This window comes from Paenibacillus graminis (assembly GCF_000758705.1).
Lineage (GTDB): Bacteria > Bacillota > Bacilli > Paenibacillales > Paenibacillaceae > Paenibacillus_AQ > Paenibacillus_AQ graminis.
Map to the genome: position 1 here is coordinate 927,301 of NZ_CP009287.1, position 19,099 is coordinate 946,399.

Sequence of the window (19,099 nt, forward strand, 5' to 3'; positions counted from 1 at the left end):
GGTAGGAAGGGTATTCCAACATATGGTAGGATGTAATTGAAGCCTATTTGAAGGTGAAGGTTGTGACTATACAATGATTGATTTTCTGGAAAATAAGGGCATAAAGGCATTCCACGAAATATTGGAGATAGCAGAACGTCCGAATTTGCTGTTCTCAAACGACAAGAAACAGTACAATGCGGAGGCTCGCTATAACCTCTACACCATTCAGAAGGTGAACAAGCTGATCAGGAAGAACAAGATCTCACTGAATGAATTAGAGCAGACGATAAGCTTTATTGAGGATTCTTGGTCCCGATATTTGAGCGAACACTATCAAGGGAAATCCTTTGTCTTTTATTCTTGGGTTGATTACCAGATTCCCGCAATCCGGCTTTCCGTAGTTTCTTTTTACGTAGGGATAGAACTTCCTTTTGGATGTGTACTAGAGAAGGTTAATGACATAAGTGAAGTTCTATCGCTATATGTAGATAACGCTGGATTTGGGGGTAGCTTTGAGTCAGGCAACAACGATTATACGCTGAACGATGATTATACGTTAAGGGTGTATTCCAAGAAGATTATTACGTAAGGTTTAATTGGTATAAGCTTTACGGCTAAGGGGGAAGGCAAGTGAATGAAATAAACGCTCATCATTGTAATCTGAATATATGGGCTCATCTACCTGATGAAGCATGGAATAAAGTTGCTAATATATATGAGCTTATGCCTGGTTGGATAGGGTATACAGATGGGATTCCACACTGGTTTGGGCAGGAAGAGGATGATGTTTATATTCAGGCATCCGTTGAGCCAAGCGGATTATCATTTTATGCGCAGATGAATAAGAGCGATTGGGATTCTTGGATAGCAAGGTTTAAAGCAGAAGCAACCAAAGTATTAGGTTTTGACGTTGGTGAACCTGAGGATGGATTTATGTAGTGAAAAATTATGGAATACACGCCTTGGGTAGTAAGCCTGAGGCGTGTTCTTGATATTGTGCATAGTGTCAATAACTTTTCAAAAAACGCTATAGCTTATGATATAATTCATTATGGTTAGCTGTACAATAACGAGGTGATTCTAAATGGAGTTAAGCAAAGCGATTAAAAAAGTGCGCTTGGAGCTGTGTTTGTCTCAGGAGGGCCTTGCCCGTGAGCTTCATGTTGGATTTACATCTGTGAATCGGTGGGAAAACAATCGTGCAAAGTCGAATCAAATAGCCCGTCATGCTTTAATAGAGCTTTGAAAGAATAAAAGCATTAGTCCTGAACTGATTGAGTTGCTCATGAAAATAAAGTAGGCGTTGCATAGTTTTGAAAAAGGATTTTGGCAATTACTATTTTGGTTATGAGGAGATTAACCATGAAATCTGAACAGCAAATAGAGGTAGAATTTATTGAAAAACTTCGAGATTTAAAATACACATATCGAGAAGACATTCGAGACAAGGCAGCACTTGAAGCTAATTTCAAAGAGCATTTTGAAAGGCTGAATCGTGTAAAGTTAAGTGATTCTGAATTTGCACGCCTCAGGGATAATATTATCACTGCGGATGTGTTCACTGCGGCTAAAACTTTAAGAGAAATCAACACCTTCAAACGTGATGATGACACGCCATTACAATACACCCTTGTTAATATTAAAGACTGGTGTAAAAATGAATTTGAAGTGATAAATCAGTTGCGCATTAACACGGATAATAGCAACCATCGTTATGATGTTATCATCCTCATCAATGGTGTTCCTGTTGTTCAGGTTGAGCTGAAGTCACTGCAAATCACACCTAAAAAAGCAATGGAGCAAATTGTAGAATATAAAAACGACCCAGGTAATGGTTATACAAACTCATTGCTTTGCTTTACGCAGCTTTTTATTGTGAGCAATGAGAGTAACACATATTATTTCGCCAACAATCACAAGGAGCACTTTTGCTTCAATGCAGACGAGCGTTTTTTGCCGATTTATCAGATGGCAGATGAAGACAATAATAAAATTACCCATCTCCATGATTTTTCTGATAAGTTTTTGCTAAAATGCACTCTCGGGCAACTAATTAGTCGATATATGGTGCTTGTGGTAAGTGAGCAGAAATTGATGATTATGCGTCCTTATCAGATTTATGCTGTTAAGGCGATAATGAACTGTATCGACCAGAATCGTGGCAACGGATATATTTGGCATACTACCGGAAGCGGTAAAACACTTACATCATTTAAAGCATCAACCCTTTTGAAAGACAACCCTGAAATTAAGAAGTGTCTATTTGTTGTTGACAGAAAAGACCTTGATAGACAAACTCGATTAGAATTCAATAAATTTCAAGAAGGCTGCGTTGAAGAGAACACAAATACAGAAAGTCTAGTTAAGCGTCTGACTTCGGATGATTATCGTGACAAAGTTATAGTTACCACAATTCAAAAGCTTGGTCTTGCTCTTGATGAAGATCACAAGCGTAACCAAGAGAAAAAGAAAAGGGGCGAGCCTACCTACAAAGATCGTTTGGCAAAGCTTACCGATCAACGTATTGCTATTATTTTTGATGAATGTCATCGTTCCCAGTTTGGTGATAATCATAAAGCAATTAAAAAATTTTTTCCGAAAGCACAGCTTTTTGGATTTACTGGAACGCCAATATTTCCAGAAAACGCAACATTTAAGCAAATTGATGGTGAAGTTAAAACTCTTATCACAACAATAGATGTTTTTGAAAAAGAACTGCATGCCTATACCATAACGAATGCCATTGATGATCGTAATGTGCTTCGTTTTCACATTGATTATTTTAAGCCGGAAGATGTCAAAAAAGCAGTAAAGGTCTCTGACACTGTAAGTAAAAAAGCAATTGCCGAAGCAATACTATCAAAACACGATGCCGCTACTAATGGTAGACGTTACAATGCGATTTTTGCTACAGCTTCTATCAATGATGCAATAGAATACTTTGAGATCTTCAAGTCGTTACAAGGGGAACGCAAAAAGAATGAGGCCGGAAGCTTTGAGCCATTGAACATCGCCTGTGTTTTCTCTCCGCCAGCTGAAGGAAACAAAGATGTTAAGCAGTTACAAGAAGACCTACAGCAAGAAAAAGCGGATAACGAACAAGAGCCTGATAAGAAAAAGGCTGCACTCAAAATCATCATTGATGACTATAACTTGCAGTACGGCACAAATCACAGCATAAATGAATTTGATTTATACTATCAAGATGTGCAAAAACGCATCAAAGATCAAAAGTACCCTAATTCCGACTATCCGCATGCAAACAAAATTGATATAACTATTGTGGTGGATATGCTCTTAACCGGATTTGATTCCAAGTATCTAAATACCCTGTACGTTGATAAAAATTTAAAACAACATGGTTTAATTCAAGCATTTTCAAGAACAAACCGTGTTTTGAACGACACAAAGCCTTACGGAAATATTCTTGACTTCAGAGGGCAAGAGAAGGATGTAGATGAAGCAATTGCGCTGTTCTCGGGAAAAGAAAACAATAGTAGGGCAAAAGAAATTTGGCTTGTCGATCCGGCTCCTGTTGTGGTTGAAAAGCTGGATAAGGCGGTTGCCGAGCTTGAAAAGTTTATGGAATCCCAGGGGTTAGAATACAAGCCGGAACAAGTAAACAATCTTAAGGGTGATGCCGCACGAGGCGAATTCATCAATAAATTCAAAGAAGTGCAGCGCCTTAAAACACAACTTGACCAATATACAGACATTAAAGAAGAGCAAGTGGCAAAAGTTGAGGAATTATTGCCAGAAGACACCTTGCGTGCGTTCCGTGGTGTATATATTGAAACAGCTCAAATGCTAAAAGCACAGCAAGGCAAAGATTTCAAGGATAAAGACCCTGTGGTTGAACAGCTCGATTTTGAGTTTGTTCTGTTTTCCTCTGCCGTAATTGATTATGATTACATCATGTCACTAATTTCTAGGTATACACAACCGGATGTGCCTAAAAAAGAAAAAATGAGCCGTGAGCAGCTCATCAGTTTGCTTTGTTCCAATTCCAATATGATGGAAGAGCGTGAAGATATAATTGCTTATATCAGTATGTTGGAAACCGGAAAAGGGTTGGATGAAAAGGCAATAAAAACAGGATACCAAAAATTCAAGGAAGAAAAAGCAGCAAAAGAAATGGAGTCAATTGCAAACAAACACGGCATTGAACCTACATCGTTGCAAGCATTTGTAGATGAAATTATAGGCCGTATGATTTTTGACGGTGAAAAACTAAGCGATTTGTTAGAGCCGCTTGAGCTTGGCTGGAGAGACAGGACAAAGAAGGAACTGGAATTGATGGACAACTTAATCCCGCTGCTTAAAAAGATTGCAGATGGACGTGTGATTGTGGGGCTGAATGCGTATGAATAAGAAAGATAAAGTGACTATGATACCGAAACTAAGGTTTCCAGAATTTAATAAAAACGGCGCAATTAACCTTGAAAATGGAAATGTAATATTTGAATCAATCAGTAATAAAAATCATAACTCCGATCTTCCTGTTCTCGCTATAACGCAGGAACATGGAGCAGTTCCAAGAGATCAGATTGATTATAATGTGTCAGTAACGGATAAGAGCCTTGTAAGTTACAAGGTTGTCGAGATAGGAGACTTTATCATTAGTTTAAGGTCTTTTCAAGGCGGCATAGAATATTCGTTGTATCATGGTATTTGCAGTCCGGCTTATATTATTTTGCGCAAAAAAACTCCAATAGTGGAACAATACTACAAGTATTATTTTAAAACAAATAAGTTTATACAAGATCTAAACAAAGACTTAGAAGGCATAAGAGATGGTAAGATGGTGAGCTATAGTCAATTTTCTTCTATACTACTACCTAACCCAGAAAACAAAGAACAACAAAAAATTGCTGAATGCCTTTCTTCACTTGATGGTCTGATCAGCGCTGAAGATAAAAAGCTTGAGGCTCTTAAAGCGCATAAAAAAGGCTTAATGCAGAAGTTATTCCCCGCCGAGGGTGAGACTGTACCAGAGTGGAGGTTTCCGGAGTTTAGGGGTAGTGGTGAATGGGAAGAAAGAAAGCTTTCAAAGGTTTGCGCTATGCAGGCTGGGAAATTTGTGAAGGCATCAGAGATTTTTAAAGAAAGAAAAGACAATATGCATCCGTGTTATGGAGGGAATGGCTTACGTGGATATACGTTCTCGTACACTCATTCTGGCGAGTATCCCCTTATTGGCAGACAGGGCGCACTCTGTGGTAATGTTACTTATGGAATAGGTGATTTTCATGCAACTGAACATGCAGTTGTGGCAACAAAGAGTGAAGGCATAATTGCAAAGTGGCTTTACTATTTATTAATAAATCTAAAATTAAACCAATATGCAACAGGGCAGGCACAACCAGGCTTGTCGGTTGAAACACTTGAAAAAATAACAACGTGTGTTCCGAAAGATGAAAAAGAACAACAAAAAATTGCCGATTGTCTTTCTTCCCTTGATGATCTCATAATCTCACAAGCAGATAAAATTGAAGTTCTACAGGCCCACAAAAAAGGCTTAATGCAAGGGCTCTTCCCTTCTATTAAGGAGGTGAGTGAATGAGTCCTCAACCGAGATCTTCTTTTTCTGATTTAAACGCGTTGGCGACCCATTTTAGAACGCTTCTTGGTAGCAAGAAGTATGTTCTTCTTTTTGCCTATAATGGGACAGGAAAAACAAGACTTTCCTGCGCGTTTAAGGATTTGGGGAAACAACCCATTCCCGGTAGTGAAGAAAAATCGACAGACACGTTGTATTATAACGCTTTTACGGAAGACTTGTTTACTTGGGATAACGATTTAGAAGGTGATACGGAAAGGCGTTTGTATCTAAATAGAAGTTCAAAGTTTTTCAATGGCTTACGGGAGCTTGCAATGGAAGAACGCATCCGCAAGTTTTTAAGGCGATATGCAGATTTTGATTTTGATATTAAGTATGATGAATGGTTTGTACACTTTTCAAGAGAAGTGCGAAACAATAATAACGCAACTGAAAAAGTGGAAAATATTAAAGTTTCTCGTGGAGAAGAAAATATTTTTGTTTGGTGCTTCTTTCTTGCGATTGTTGAACTTGTAGTTGACCAAGAGCCGGCATATAGTTGGGTTAAGTACATCTATATTGATGATCCAATCTCATCTTTAGACGATAATAATGCAATTGCAATTGCAAGCCATTTGGCTCAGTTATTGAAAGAGCAAGAAGATTTAAAAGTTGTGATCTCCTCTCACCATGCGTTGTTCTTCAATGTAATGTATAATGAGTTGAAAAAATCAAAGGGGAAAGATTACTTTTTAACAAAAAACAGAGAAACTGGCGAGTATGCACTTCAAGATACTGGTGAGACACCATTTTTCCATCATGTTGCATTGATTATAGAATTGAAAGAAGCGGTGAGAACTGGGAAGCTATACACATATCATTTTAATATCTTACGTAATATTCTTGAAAAATCGGCATCGTTTCATGGATATACAGATTTTAGCGAGTGTATTAAGAGTGGAGATGACGACTCAGATGAAGTTACATATGCAAGGTATGTGAATATATTAAGTCATGGTAATTATTCCCTATTTGAACCGAGAGAAATGGTTGACGATAATAAAAAGGTCTTTAGAGATATTTTAGATCGTTATATGAATTTATATAGGTTTAACCCTGATTTGTTTAACGAAGAAACGAGGGAAAATGATGAATGATGCACAACAAAAGCAATTAGGTGCAACCCTGTGGGGTATCGCCGATAAACTGCGTGGTGCTATGAATGCCGACGATTTCCGTGATTATATGCTATCCTTTCTCTTCTTGCGCTATCTTTCAGATAATTATGAGGAAGCTGTAAAAAAAGAGCTTGGAAGCGATTATTTGCAATCTGAGGAAGAAATAAATAAAATCGTCGTTTCAGCTAATCAAGATGATGCTATTAATGCATTGAAAGAACAGATAACAGACTATTTTAATAAACAGCAATTAGATAGCAAGGTAAAAAAGACCTTAATTGAAGAACATGAGGCGTTGTTGGAAAGTGGGAAGCTGACACCTCTTGTGGTTTGGTATATTAACAATTTAGATCAAGTGACTACATTTGAAAAACAAATGCGCCGTAAAGTTCATTTTGTAATTAAGCCACACTATCTTTGGAGTAATATATATGAATTAGCCCGCACACAAAGTAAATACCTTTTGAAGACCTTGCAAGCAGGCTTTAAGTTTATAGAAAATGAATCCTTTGATAGTACATTTCGTGGTTTGTTCTCCGAGGTTAATCTCGACTCTGACAAAATTGGAAAAAATTATGAATTACGAAATGAAACGCTGTGCTCAATAATAACTGCTATTGCAGAAGGATTATCAGAGTTCCCTAACGAAAGTGATATTTTAGGCGATGCTTATGAATACTTAATAGGGCAATTTGCAGCGGGTTCAGGCAAAAAAGCCGGGGAATTTTATACGCCCCAGCAAATTTCAACCATCCTTTCTCGCATAGTTACTCTTGACAGCCAAGACCCAAGCACAGGCAAAAAGAAGCAACTCAAAAACGTGCTTGACTTTGCGTGTGGCTCCGGCTCGCTTCTAATTAATGTTAGAAAGCAGCTTGGTGCTAATAGCATCGGTCAGATATACGGACAGGAAAAGAATATTACAACTTACAACCTTGCTCGTATGAATATGCTTCTGCATGGGCTTAAAGATTCTGAGTTTAAAATATTTCACGGAGATTCTCTGCTAAATGATTGGGACATTCTTAATGAAATGAACCCGGCAAAAAAGTTGGAATTTGATGCAGTAGTAGCCAATCCACCTTTCAGCTACCGTTGGGAGCCTAATGACACTCTGGCAGAGGATTTCCGCTTTAAAAGCTACGGCGTTGCACCAAAATCGGCGGCCGACTTCGCATTTTTACTTCATGGGTTTCACTTTTTAAGTGATGAGGGAACAATGGCAATCATCTTGCCTCATGGTGTTCTGTTCCGTGGTGGTGCAGAGGAGAAAATCAGAACAAAGCTACTCAAAGATGGAAATATCGACACTGTTATTGGCTTGCCTGCTAACCTGTTTTTCTCAACAGGTATTCCGGTTTGTATTCTTGTACTTAAAAAATGCAAAAAATTTGATGACGTGCTGTTTATAAATGCAAGTGAGTACTACAATAAGGGTAAACGGCAAAATGTTCTTTTGCCGGAACATATTGATAAAATAGTTGACACATATCAATATCGAAAAGAAGACGACAAAAGGTATTCTCGCCGCGTCTCAATGGAAGAAATCGAGAAAAACGGCTATAATCTGAACATGTCACGATATGTGAGCACGGCTGCAGAAGAAGAAATCGTCAACCTTACAGATGTGAAAAAGAATTTGGATGAAATCGAGGATACTATTAGCAAAGCAAAGGTTATGCACAACCAATTTTTAAAAGAGCTTGGTTTACCTGAGTTGCCATAAAGCTAAGATGCTGTTTCAGCTTCCGAGCTGCTCATTTGTCTATAATCCCATGTGTGCTCTCCAACCTTTTTTTGATTCTAATTTAGTAGGTTTGAGAGCTTACACATTTTACAGACCCGGTATATCTCTTATAAGCGAAACTAAAGATACAAAGTTGGACATTGCTTCAGGTCACTAACGTTTTGAACATTTTAGGTATATACTTACGCGTAATTGCCAATACCCATTAGGGGTTGAGTAAAGGGTTTAGACAAATAGAAAAGGTAGGTTTATGCAAGTGCATTCAGTTAAAGAAAATAACGATCTCATTATACCAGGATAGTTAAACTACACCTTCTCTTCATTCACTCTCCCCCACAACTCCCCAACAGAAACCTCCAGCGCTTGCGCTATTGCAACCACCTCATAATCCTGCACAAGTCTATGGTTGACCTTCCAATCGCGATAAACTGGTTGGGCTGATGTCTAAACCGAAGGTTTGCAACTTGGAAATGAATTCTCTTTTCTATAGATGGGTATAGAAATTCTAATGCGTCCATTAGTTTATTTTAATTTAATTCGATATCCGCATTAAAATAACACTTACCTCGCATACAATTTAGCTATATTGTGAGGTGATACCGAAATGAAGCACCGAAAAGAGTCTCTGGGTGACAAAAATTTCATTGGAGTGCGAGTTGTAGCCATTTAAAAGCTTAGCTAATGAAAAAAGCTTTGCAAGAAAGGTGAGGATACAATGCACAATCTGATACACAAATATGAGGAGGAAAAGCGAAAGTTGAATGAACTTGGGCAGCGGTCACTAGAACAGGAGATTCCGTTAAGCACCAATGAGGCGCTTCAGGCTCAGAGTCGTAGAGTGGATGAACTTATTAATCAGATGTATCAAGAAAAGAGAAGGTATTCGGATGCTTTGCGTTTAAACTTCTGCCTTGGGGGAGATGTGGTGAGCTTTCCAGCATGGTTTATACAAACGATTCAAGGTCGATTGGATGAGGTGAGCGCACGGATCGAACGTCAATCGGAGCCTAGACAAGCTTTTGAAGAAGAGCGCAAAGCTTTTCAAGCGTTGTTTGCCTCCATGGATATTGCACGTAAGCCAGAGTTTGAGTATTGGGAGGATAAGCTTTCTTTAAAGCACTCCGTTCTTTATGAACGTCTATATCTACAAGGGCTTAAGGATGGAATGCAGCTTGCTAATGCATTTGCTGCTCCTTTTGTTCTCTCGGATTAAGACGGAATCCAAGGTATACGTTAACTTTATGTTGGGGCTGTTCATGCGACAGTCCTTTTTTCTTGTGTGCATGTTTGGAAGGAATACATTCCCATATTGTCGAATTACCATACATATTGTAAATCCAGTTGATACGAGGTTATCCCCGATGCCGAGATTCGCAAGCTTCATGTACAGAGAATAAAGCAAAAGACCGAGAAGCACCTATAAGTTACCTATCATTGGACTAAGGGAGTTAACAGAAATGATCAAACAACTACGAAGCTGGTGGAAGGATACAGAGATTCCTAACCTGATCGGCCGCAAAAAGGTGGACTTTTCTATCTTTCGTGACGGTACGCATATTCCAGTTGAGTTTCATCCGGATTTTTTGGAAGCTAATCAAGGTCAACAGCCTAATTTGGGTGAAGGAATAAAGGTTAAGCTCATCTATGAAGATCGGAACTATGAAGCCACATTATTTAAAATCGATCAAGTATCTGCTAGTCGGGAAGCTCTTCAACTCCGCTATAACGGAAATCAAACGTTGAAGGATTTGTTAATTGAAACCTTCAAGCATTCCTATTCCTACATTATGCAAGAGAGAACGAATCAACTAGCGGATGATGCGAAGAAACCCCAGGTTGTCGTTCCTGAAGATCAAGCTGAATACATAGATTTCTACGCGACAGGAATTCCTTTTGAATACCGTTTGGAGTTTATAACGTATAAGGCGAAGCCCAACGTTTGGTGGGTGAATCAAGGAGCTACCATTAAGGAGGAGAAGGAAGAGGGAATTCTGTGGGCGCCCCTACTGAATGCTCAAGGCAGAAAGCTATATCATTGGGAGACGATGAAGGAAGTCAAACAAGGAGATATCATCCTCCATTACTCGAATAAAGCTATTCGTTATGTAAGCCAGGTAACAGATGCGGCGGTGGAAGCACCCAAACCAGGCTCCATGGCCAAGACTAACTGGCAAGAAGAAGGTCGATTGGTTCGAACAGAGTATGTGGAACTCATTCCGCCTATTGTGCTACAACAGTTTAATCAGCAAATTATGCAATTGAATCTAACCCAAGGTCCGCTTCATTCTGGAGGTGGAGTGAACCAAGGATATCTGTTCCGCTTTTCAAGACAAGCTCTTCAAGTGCTTCAGTCGCTCACGGCAGAAGTGAGTTGGCCTGACTTCGCTATCCTAGATCAAGATGAAGCTGCCTCCGATATGGAGGGCTTACGTGAGGTGATTCCTATTTTACCGCCATCCGATTCTAGCATTCCAACATTCCTCCACCAAATCCAATCCTACATCCGCCGCAAAGGCTTCTTCTTCCCTGAGCACCTTATCGAGAACTTCTACCTCTCGCTAAAGGCTAAGCCTTTTGTCATCCTGGCGGGGATATCGGGCACCGGGAAGACTCGGTTGGTGAAGCTGTTTGCGGAAGCGCTTGGTGCAACGAGGGATAACGGGCAGTTTACCTTGATTCCAGTGCGGCCGGATTGGAGTGATCCTGCGGATTTGCTGGGGTACAAGGACCTGTCGGGGAGGTTCCAAGCGGGTCCGATTACGAAGGTGTTCGTGGAGGCGCGGAAGCCTGAGAATCAGCAAAGGCCTTATTTTATCTGCCTGGATGAGATGAATTTGGCACGGGTGGAGCATTATTTCAGCGACATGTTAAGTGTGCTGGAGACGCAGGAGTGGCAGGAGGGGAGGATTCAGACGCAGGCGCTCATCTCTTCTACCATGTTAGATACGCCTGAGGATCAAGCAGAGTATGGCGGTCTTGGTATCCCGGAGAATGTATTCTTGATCGGGACGGTGAACATGGACGAGACCACACATCCTTTTAGCAAAAAAGTACTCGACCGCGCCAACACGCTAGAGTTCAATTACATCAATCTGCAGCAGTATCCGGACGTAAATGGGGAGGGAGAAGCGGGTGATCCTGCTGATCTTACTCAACTGAATCATCTTTTTCTGCGCTCCGATTATTTGCAGCTAGTAAATGCCTATGATGCCAATAAAGAGCTTGTTGTCCGGACGACAGAGAGACTGGTTAAGATTAATACCTTGCTTGAGGATATTCATGCTCATGTAGGCTTTCGGGTGCGGGATGCGATTTGCTTCTATATGATTTATAACGATCGGTACAAGCTGATGAGTGAGGAAGAAGCTTTTGACTGGCAACTGCTGCAAAAGATCCTGCCGCGCATTCAAGGAAGCCATTCTTCGGTTCGCCGGGTATTGTTGAACTTGATGAAAGGGGCTCTTGGTACCGGCTCTGGCGTTACAGTAGACCTTCCGAAACTTATGGATGAGGATGCTTCTCCGCTCTATATGAAATGGGCTGCTGGTCAAACCCCGCCTGCGGCCAAAGATCCGCAAAGTGCCCGTAAATTGGCTTTTATGCTCAGGAGGCTGGAGGAAGATGGATTTACCTCATTCTGGCTCTCTTAATCAGACGGTAGAATTGCTCCGTGTAGAATCGGAGCTTTTTACTCTTTTTCTTCAAGGGCGTCCTTATCATCCTACTGTGGAGACATTGCAGCTTCATCGCTCCCCGGAACAGGAGTGGGTGAGTGCACAGCTTGGGCTTGTTTGCTCCGAACGGCTTGGTGATGTTCAGATTAAAGTCTTTTCACCTGAAGCTCACGGGATGGTGGAGTGGCAGCAGGGGGTTTCTGTTTTTCCTTGCTTTTATGAGACACAGTCGTATGAACTGGTTATCCAGAATAAGACCGCTGCCAGCCTTTCTTTTTATCATGAAAATGTGTTGCTTCGGCAGGCAGTTAAGCCCCTAGGTGATTCTATTCTTGCGGGTGTTCTGAACTTTGGGAATGAGGTCGGTTTGACGGAATGGGAAGTCCGAAGTAATGGACAGACCTTGCTGCGGGTAGAGATGGAGATTTTCCCCTCGAAGATGGATTACAGGCTGGATTACCAGAATATCCTGAATGAAGTGAATGCGCAGATTTATAATTTGGCGTTTGATTTTTTGCGTCGAACTTATCAGCTAACAGGCCTGCGGGAGACGCAGCATCAGAGCTTGACGGAGTTCTTCACGATACTTCAGCATGTATTTAGACAGCTTTTGGATGCAGTCGAACGGATTAACAAGAATCCTAATTACGCTCTGCTCCAGGATCGTCAGCTAATGGATGCCAATCGGGTCAAAAAGGCGGGAAGAGAGAACATCCGCGAGCTCGCGAAGCACCCTGAACGATTAAGAGCAGATGAAAGCAATGGATTCTTAAGAATCAAGGGTCAGAATTACACAGCAACGCACTTAATGGAGAACCGCAGACGCCTCTCCTATGATACCAATGAGAACCGGTTCATCCGCTGGATGCTGGAACGAATTCATGGGAAGCTCAAGGAGCTTAAGGCCCGCTGGAAAGAAAATAACCGAACTCCAGATCCACTACTCAGCAAAAGAATAGATAAGATGCTTACGCAGCTAGAACGGGTGCTTAAGATGGATTTTTTGCGTGAGGTTGGAGTGCTGAAGCAGATGTCCGTTACGCTTGTGCTGCAGATGGCCCCTGGATACCGCGAGGTCTATCGCTGTTATCTGATGTTGCTTAAAGGCCTGTCTATTCAAGGCGACCTGTTCCGCTTATCCATGAAGGATGTTGCTCAGCTCTATGAGTATTGGTGCTTCTTGAAGCTGAATCAGCTTCTGAGACAGAAATATAAACTGGTGAAGCAGGACATCATTAAGGTGAAACGGAACGGTATTTTCGTTACTCTTGATCGCTCACAGAGCGCTAATATGGTGTACGAGAATCCAGTCAACGGGGAGCAGTTCATCCTGTATTATAACTCGATTCCTAGCTCGGATAAGACCCCGACGCTCAGTCAGCGCCCGGATAATGTGCTCACCCTGAAGAAGAAGGATGCTGGGACAGTCAAGGAGTACAAGTATGTGTTCGATGCGAAATACCGCTTGAATCCGGCATATGAGGGAACTTCATACCATCGGAGTTATGGGCAGCCTGGGCCTGAAGAGGATGATATCAATACAATGCATCGATATCGGGACGCCATTGTGTACCAGGAAAAAGGTTCAGGAGAATATGAGCGAAGCATGTTTGGCGCTTATGTGTTATTCCCCTACCCAGACGAGGAGCGTTACAAGAGCCACCAATTTTACAAAAGCATCGAGCTATTGAATATTGGTGCGTTGCCGTTCCTGCCGAATTCTACAAGCTTGGTAGAGCAATTCCTAGATGAGATTATTCAGGATAGTCCGGAAAAAGCTTACGAACGCTCCACACGTCCACGTGGGACGAAAGAATACTACGCCAATCAGCTTGCGGGCAAAAATGTGCTTGTCGGTTCTGTCAAGGGGCCCGAACAAGTGGAGGTGGCGAGGAAGCATTGTTTTTACCATGTGCCTTTGAAGAATCTGGCAAGCCAGAAGATCATAACCCAGATTGAATATGTAGCGATGTGCCAATCCAGAAGGAAGTTTTTTGATCCTGCAAAGACAGGGATTCATTGGGTAGGTAAAGTGGTAGATTGGGAAGTGGTCAAACGTAAGGAAATAAAGGAGATTATCCCCGAGCCTTATAAGGAAGAGAGAGATTATGTTAGGTTTACAGTGGAGGAATGGATACCTTTAAAGCCTCACATTGCTTTAGGCGGACAGGGAATACATACGGTCCTGTACACAAGCAAATATGTCCTAGACCGGGCCCTTGAAATCGCGGAGCTCCGTCTAGAAACGGAGGAGGATCTTCGTGAATGGCGTGAGAAGCGCCGAAAGGGCAGAGTCAAGGTGAAGCTGGATCACGAGCAGTATGTGGATTTAGGGAAGGTTGTGGAGGTTAGGAGTATATAGTTTGAAAAAGATGGAGTGATGGAAGTAAATGCATGGTTGTGTTATGAGTTGTAAACCATTGTCATCATGGTATAATGAACTCAGAAACAGCGTACAATGGCAAAGAGGGCCGTGCTGGACACACGACTCTCTGCGCAATAGCCGCTTTTAAGGGCGGAGGCTTTTAAAGGTTATCCATTGAAATAGGACCGCATCCTTTGACCGGGGCGGCCTATTTCTTTTTGTGGAAAGATAGAATCAACACAACCAGAGTCGCGAACGAAATCATTAGCGTCAATGCTTGGTATACCTCCACTGGCGTCACCTCCCTTCCGGGAGATTAGCCGGCCGCCCATATAAGCCTTTCTATTGCTTCTGCGATTATAACACGAATGGAAAAATTTGAGTATAAAAACCGAACCCTCCAAAAAAAGCTCAGAGGCAGGGCTTCCCATACCTGCCTTTGAGCTTTTTTCTATGCAGCCCAAGACTCCCCCCTGGAAATTTATTCTTCTGTCGTAATACTTCCGCCATGTTCGTTCAGCATGATTTCAGCGATGATAGAACCTGTAAGACACAAGCGTAAAGATTAGCAAGATGATAACGCCGAGCGCGTTCATCATACATTCGGTTCTTATCCGGGCGGGCGTAACGAGGCGCGGATCTCAGGCGATCCCGCAGTGCCGGCATGTATGTTACGGTATCCTGTACGGTCCGTTTCGGTAAGAGTCACCTTCGGGGTTCGATTCCCCAATCGCCTTCTAAGCGATTCTGGTAGAGCACTCGATTCCATCGAGCTACAAATTTGAGCGTATTTTGAGTTAGCAAACCAATGGACAGAATCTCTGGCGGCTAGTATAGCGCACTGCGGAAGGGCTTTGCAATCCGTGGATACCGATGGTGCGCCAGCTGGGGAGGCTTTGGCAAGGACAGAAGGGAACGAAGGCCGGCTGAAGTATGGGTTAGCCCCGGACTCCAATGTCCTCCCGGACCTCCCGGCAGACCGCCTGTCTCAAACGTGATTCCGCCCGGTCTGCAGCGGGATTCTGTCATCCATTGGTCAAACATGAAGGGGGCAATACTATGTTGAAGCAAATAACGATTCAAGCGGACCAGCGCGGTCTGCTCTTTCATAAGGGAAGTTATGTGAAACGGCTGCTACCGGGAACCTACCGTTACTTATCATGGTCGCAGCATACAGTGGCAGTACTGAATATTGCCAAACCGTTTAGTGTCGAGGGCAAAGACCTGCAGCTGTTTTTACAGGATGATGGACTCCTGCGGGAGCTCGATGTCGTACGCGTACAGGATCATGAGATTGTTTTGCACTATGAGGATGGTCAATTCATACAGCTGCTGAAGCCGGGTGTGTATGCTTATTGGAACCTTCTGAAAAAGCACACCTTCGTACATACGGATACCAGACAGCCGGAGCTACCTGCCGGGATCGACCGTTCAATTATCACGAAGCTTACTCCGTATGTGCAGTGCTGTGAAATCGCGAGTTATGAGCAAGGATTCCTGTTCTATGATCATACGCTCAAGCGGGAGCTTACGCCTGGTAAGTATTATTTCTGGAAGGGACCGGTCTCGGTGCTGACGAAGACGGTCGATCTAAGACAACAGCAGATGGATCTGGTTGGCCAGGAAATGATGACAGAGGATAAGGTTACGCTGCGTCTGAACTTCGTATGCCAGTACAAAATCGTCAATCCGCACCGCGTTCTGGAGTTGAAAGCTTTTGACGAGCAGATACACATCCAGCTTCAGCTCCTGCTCCGGGAATATGTCGGGACGCTGAAATTGGACGATCTTCTGAAGCGGAAAGAGGATGTTGCCACATTCATTTTGTCCCGTATCCAGGAGAAGGAAGAAGAGTTCGGGGTACTTTTCCTCGGGGCGGGGGTAAAGGATGTAATTTTACCGGGGGAAATGAAGGACATCCTAAACACCGTCCTGCTCGCAGAGAAGAAAGCGCAGGCGAACCTGCTTACCCGCCGGGAAGAGACGGCTTCGACACGCAGCCTGCTGAATACGGCGAAGCTGATGGACGAGAATCAGACACTGTTTCGTCTGAAGGAGCTGGAATTCCTCGAGAAGATATGCGACAAAATCGGTTCCATCTCTGTTACGGGCGGCGGCGATTTGCTGGAGCGGTTAAGCTCACTCATCGGTGCCAATAAGTAGACCGCTTCCTGGCGGTCTATTTCTTTGTGCAAATAAAGGGAATTAATCTTAGTCAGAGTTCCGGAAAACAGGTAATTACATAGAAGCTATAGAACTATGCTATAGAGCTGATTAAGCCTAACCCAAGGAAGTGATCCCATGGACAACAAAGCAAAGAAAATCCTTATGAACACCTTCTGGACCTCATCTGGCTGGAAGAGCAGTCCTGCTGCCTTCTGGATTTCGACTATGCCAAAAGCAAAGGGTTGATGTTCGATCCTGTGACCATTACTCATAACGAGATTGTCCTACGGCTGCATGAGCTGCATCAGACGATTACCAAGGAGCGGGTAACTGCCGCGTTCCTGCACAGTCTGTCGACGAAGAAGGTCCATTTGCGGAGCGTCCTTTCCAGCTGGGCCCTGACTTCCGCTCTACCTGTGCATACCTATGGAGAGCGGAGCTCAGTCCGGCCCAATTACAGCAGCTGCGGGGATTGTAACTTTCACAGATTAATGTCTGATCGGGAATATATTAATCAGGATCTGAATGTGCTGAATTTCGAACGGGTTAAATGGGGCGGAATTCGTCTGAACTGGCTTTTATACTGCTGGCTGGACCTTGAATTATTCAGTAAAGAAGAAGGGTTCGAGGTTACCACCGAGGATGCTGCCATACTCTCCGGGATGCTGGAAGCGATCCGGGATTGTACGGACCATGAGAGTGCACGGATGTTGGAGAAGCGGTGGAAGGAAGTGATTCCTTCCAGTAAGAATGAACGGGATGTAATCATGGAAATATGGGGATGTGCCGGATTGCTGGTACCGCGGAACACACCACGGAAACGCAGAGGCGGGAGTTCTGATTTTAACTCTATGGCAGAGTGGCAGGGGGATGACGGCTATTCTCAGGAGGCGGTAGAGTTGTATTTCGGAGCGTTTTTGTAGATTCTCTATGAATTTGAATGAGGGTTAGATGATATTAGAACAAGGAGGCCGGGAGATACCGCCCTTGCAAGCCTTCCACGATGACACAATGCTTCTGGAAAGATTTATGCAACATGGGGGCTTACGAAGCCAACAGATAATTTATATCCGGGCTGCCGCACTATAACCGTTCACTATAACCAGATATCATTTTTAAGTGTTACGTACCTCTAAGTCCTCCATGCTAGAATTTAAACACAAGAGAAAGAGATGTGTGAGAATAGAGGAGGACTAACCATGTGCAACAGATTTCAGATCGTAGGCAGCCTGCTGCGTCCCGCGGAGCTATTAGAATATAAACAGCAAATTGAACACCGGGATGATATCAGCTATCCCTTTTACCAGGACTTTCAGGGGTATGAGCAGTGTGAAGCTGAGGCGATTCAGGCTGTAGTCGAGCAGGAAAGCGAGAATGGGCTGTCCATTCTGACAGATGGGGAATATTCCAAATCGATGTGGCATCTGGACTTTGTCTGGGGCTTCCAGGGAATTGAGCGTTATATCGCGGATCATGGATACTTCTTCAGAGATACAGACGGAGCTTCCAAATATGAGACTCGAAAAGATATCGGTCTGCGCATTACCGGTAAATTGGGTGCGAAGAACCATCATTTCCTTCATGCCTACCGCAAGCTTCAGGCTCTGGCTGGAGACCGCGAGACCAAGCTGTGCGTGCCTTCTCCGTCCCATATTTTTGGTGAGCTGTCCTGGTCGGATAACATTGGCGGAACAGAAGCGGTGTATAAGGACAGACTCCAGCTGAAGGCCGGTCTGGTTAATGCTTATAAGGATTTTGTCCAGGAGTTCGCTGCGGCCGGAGGAACCATCCTGCAGTTCGACGATTGCCTATGGGAGCTGTTCGCAGACGACAACCCGAACTCTCCATATACCGGCGAGCATATCAATCAAGCGGAAGTACAGAAGCTGGCGGCAGAATTTATTGACATCAACAACACAATTATTGATTACGGTCATAGCTTGGGCCTCAAAATGTGGACGCATAACTGCCGTGGCAACTATGATTCCCGTAATATGGGCGGCGGCTCCTATGCGAAGATTGCGAATTTGTTCTTGAAGCAGCTCAAATACGACCGCTTCTTCCTGGAATGGGATGATGAACGTGCAGGCTCACTTGAGGCGCTTGCGGTGTTCAAAGATAAGCCGGAGACGGAAATTGTACTTGGATTGTTGTCTTCCAAAACAAGTACGCTTGACGATGAGGCCCGTGTAGTTAGAATGCTTGATGAAGCTTCGCAAATCATTAACAAGGATCGCTTATTACTTTCTCACCAATGCGGTTTTGCGTCCTGTGATGGAGGCAACGAATTAACGGAAGATGAGCAGTGGGCGAAGATTAGACAAGGACAACAGATTGCGCAGCAATATTGGGGTAAATAATAACTTATTAGACTGTCGAAGGTATTGTCGGCAGTTTTTTTCTGTGAACAGAAACCTGTACTTAGCATGCGGGATTTTGGTGACTTGT

The 19,099-nt window shown here is 43.1% G+C and carries 13 protein-coding genes and 1 pseudogene; 13 read left to right on the plus strand and 1 reads right to left on the minus strand.

Annotated features, from left to right (window positions below; genetic code table 11):
• Positions 1–73 precede the first annotated feature (73 nt).
• The 10 genes from PGRAT_RS03970 to PGRAT_RS04015 all read left to right on the plus strand — a co-directional run bounded on the left by PGRAT_RS03970 (position 74) and on the right by PGRAT_RS04015 (position 14,482).
• The gene (locus PGRAT_RS03970; protein WP_025708885.1) at positions 74–571 is read left to right on the plus strand and encodes a hypothetical protein; all 498 of its coding nucleotides are present in this window, start codon (positions 74–76) and stop codon (positions 569–571) included.
• 41 nt (positions 572–612) lie between these two features.
• Positions 613–921, plus strand: a complete 309-nt coding sequence (locus PGRAT_RS03975) for a hypothetical protein (protein ID WP_051424802.1) — start codon at positions 613–615, stop codon at positions 919–921.
• A 145-nt stretch (positions 922–1,066) separates the two neighbouring features.
• Positions 1,067–1,228 (plus strand): helix-turn-helix domain-containing protein, encoded by a 162-nt coding sequence (locus PGRAT_RS03980; protein ID WP_042266073.1) that lies wholly within the window; start codon positions 1,067–1,069, stop codon positions 1,226–1,228.
• A gap of 116 nt (positions 1,229–1,344) precedes the next feature.
• Complete coding sequence (locus PGRAT_RS03985; protein ID WP_025708881.1) at positions 1,345–4,353, plus strand: type I restriction endonuclease subunit R; 3,009 nt, start codon at positions 1,345–1,347, stop codon at positions 4,351–4,353.
• On the plus strand, positions 4,346–5,545 hold the full coding sequence (locus PGRAT_RS03990; RefSeq protein ID WP_025708879.1) for a restriction endonuclease subunit S: 1,200 nt from the start codon (positions 4,346–4,348) through the stop codon (positions 5,543–5,545). The genes PGRAT_RS03985 and PGRAT_RS03990 overlap by 8 nt, the downstream gene beginning before the upstream one ends.
• Positions 5,542–6,678, plus strand: coding sequence for an AAA family ATPase (locus PGRAT_RS03995; protein WP_025708877.1), 1,137 nt, complete (start codon positions 5,542–5,544; stop codon positions 6,676–6,678). Before PGRAT_RS03990 ends, PGRAT_RS03995 begins: the two co-directional genes overlap by 4 nt.
• Positions 6,671–8,425, plus strand: a complete 1,755-nt coding sequence (locus PGRAT_RS04000; RefSeq protein ID WP_025708876.1) for a type I restriction-modification system subunit M — start codon at positions 6,671–6,673, stop codon at positions 8,423–8,425. Before PGRAT_RS03995 ends, PGRAT_RS04000 begins: the two co-directional genes overlap by 8 nt.
• A gap of 778 nt (positions 8,426–9,203) precedes the next feature.
• Positions 9,204–9,659 (plus strand): hypothetical protein, encoded by a 456-nt coding sequence (locus PGRAT_RS04005; RefSeq protein WP_238326918.1) that lies wholly within the window; start codon positions 9,204–9,206, stop codon positions 9,657–9,659.
• Positions 9,660–9,969: 310 nt separating this feature from the next.
• Positions 9,970–12,096 (plus strand): McrB family protein, encoded by a 2,127-nt coding sequence (locus tag PGRAT_RS04010; protein ID WP_244884050.1) that lies wholly within the window; start codon positions 9,970–9,972, stop codon positions 12,094–12,096.
• Positions 12,068–14,482: a restriction endonuclease-like protein gene (locus PGRAT_RS04015; RefSeq protein WP_025708872.1), complete on the plus strand. Its 2,415-nt coding sequence runs from the start codon at positions 12,068–12,070 to the stop codon at positions 14,480–14,482. The genes PGRAT_RS04010 and PGRAT_RS04015 overlap by 29 nt, the downstream gene beginning before the upstream one ends.
• 211 nt (positions 14,483–14,693) lie before the next feature.
• On the opposite strand, the gene PGRAT_RS34835 is transcribed toward PGRAT_RS04015, so the two are convergent.
• A complete protein-coding gene (locus PGRAT_RS34835) occupies positions 14,694–14,786 on the minus strand; it encodes a putative holin-like toxin (RefSeq protein ID WP_369698837.1) in 93 nt (30 codons plus the stop codon).
• Between the two features lie 758 nt (positions 14,787–15,544).
• Between PGRAT_RS34835 and PGRAT_RS04020 the strand changes: the two genes are divergently transcribed.
• From PGRAT_RS04020 to PGRAT_RS04030, 3 genes and pseudogenes are all read left to right on the plus strand, one after another.
• Entirely contained in the window at positions 15,545–16,648 is a 1,104-nt protein-coding gene (locus tag PGRAT_RS04020) for a slipin family protein (RefSeq protein ID WP_025708868.1), read from the plus strand.
• Positions 16,649–16,786: 138 nt separating this feature from the next.
• A pseudogene (locus PGRAT_RS31105) lies at positions 16,787–17,574 on the plus strand (hypothetical protein).
• Positions 17,575–17,850: 276 nt separating this feature from the next.
• On the plus strand, positions 17,851–19,011 hold the full coding sequence (locus PGRAT_RS04030; protein WP_025708866.1) for a cobalamin-independent methionine synthase II family protein: 1,161 nt from the start codon (positions 17,851–17,853) through the stop codon (positions 19,009–19,011).
• Positions 19,012–19,099: the final 88 nt, after the last annotated feature.

What these genes read in the sequence shown, in the direction of transcription:
- PGRAT_RS04015 (WP_025708872.1), top strand. Translation starts at nt 12,068, where the DNA reads ATGGATTTACCTCATTCTGGCTCTCTTAATCAGACGGTAGAATTGCTC.
- PGRAT_RS04030 (WP_025708866.1), top strand. Translation starts at nt 17,851, where the DNA reads ATGTGCAACAGATTTCAGATCGTAGGCAGCCTGCTGCGTCCCGCGGAG.
- PGRAT_RS04020 (WP_025708868.1), top strand. Translation starts at nt 15,545, where the DNA reads ATGTTGAAGCAAATAACGATTCAAGCGGACCAGCGCGGTCTGCTCTTT.
- PGRAT_RS03980 (WP_042266073.1), top strand. Translation starts at nt 1,067, where the DNA reads ATGGAGTTAAGCAAAGCGATTAAAAAAGTGCGCTTGGAGCTGTGTTTG.
- PGRAT_RS03970 (WP_025708885.1), top strand. Translation starts at nt 74, where the DNA reads ATGATTGATTTTCTGGAAAATAAGGGCATAAAGGCATTCCACGAAATA.
- PGRAT_RS03995 (WP_025708877.1), top strand. Translation starts at nt 5,542, where the DNA reads ATGAGTCCTCAACCGAGATCTTCTTTTTCTGATTTAAACGCGTTGGCG.
- PGRAT_RS03990 (WP_025708879.1), top strand. Translation starts at nt 4,346, where the DNA reads ATGAATAAGAAAGATAAAGTGACTATGATACCGAAACTAAGGTTTCCA.
- PGRAT_RS03985 (WP_025708881.1), top strand. Translation starts at nt 1,345, where the DNA reads ATGAAATCTGAACAGCAAATAGAGGTAGAATTTATTGAAAAACTTCGA.
- PGRAT_RS04000 (WP_025708876.1), top strand. Translation starts at nt 6,671, where the DNA reads ATGAATGATGCACAACAAAAGCAATTAGGTGCAACCCTGTGGGGTATC.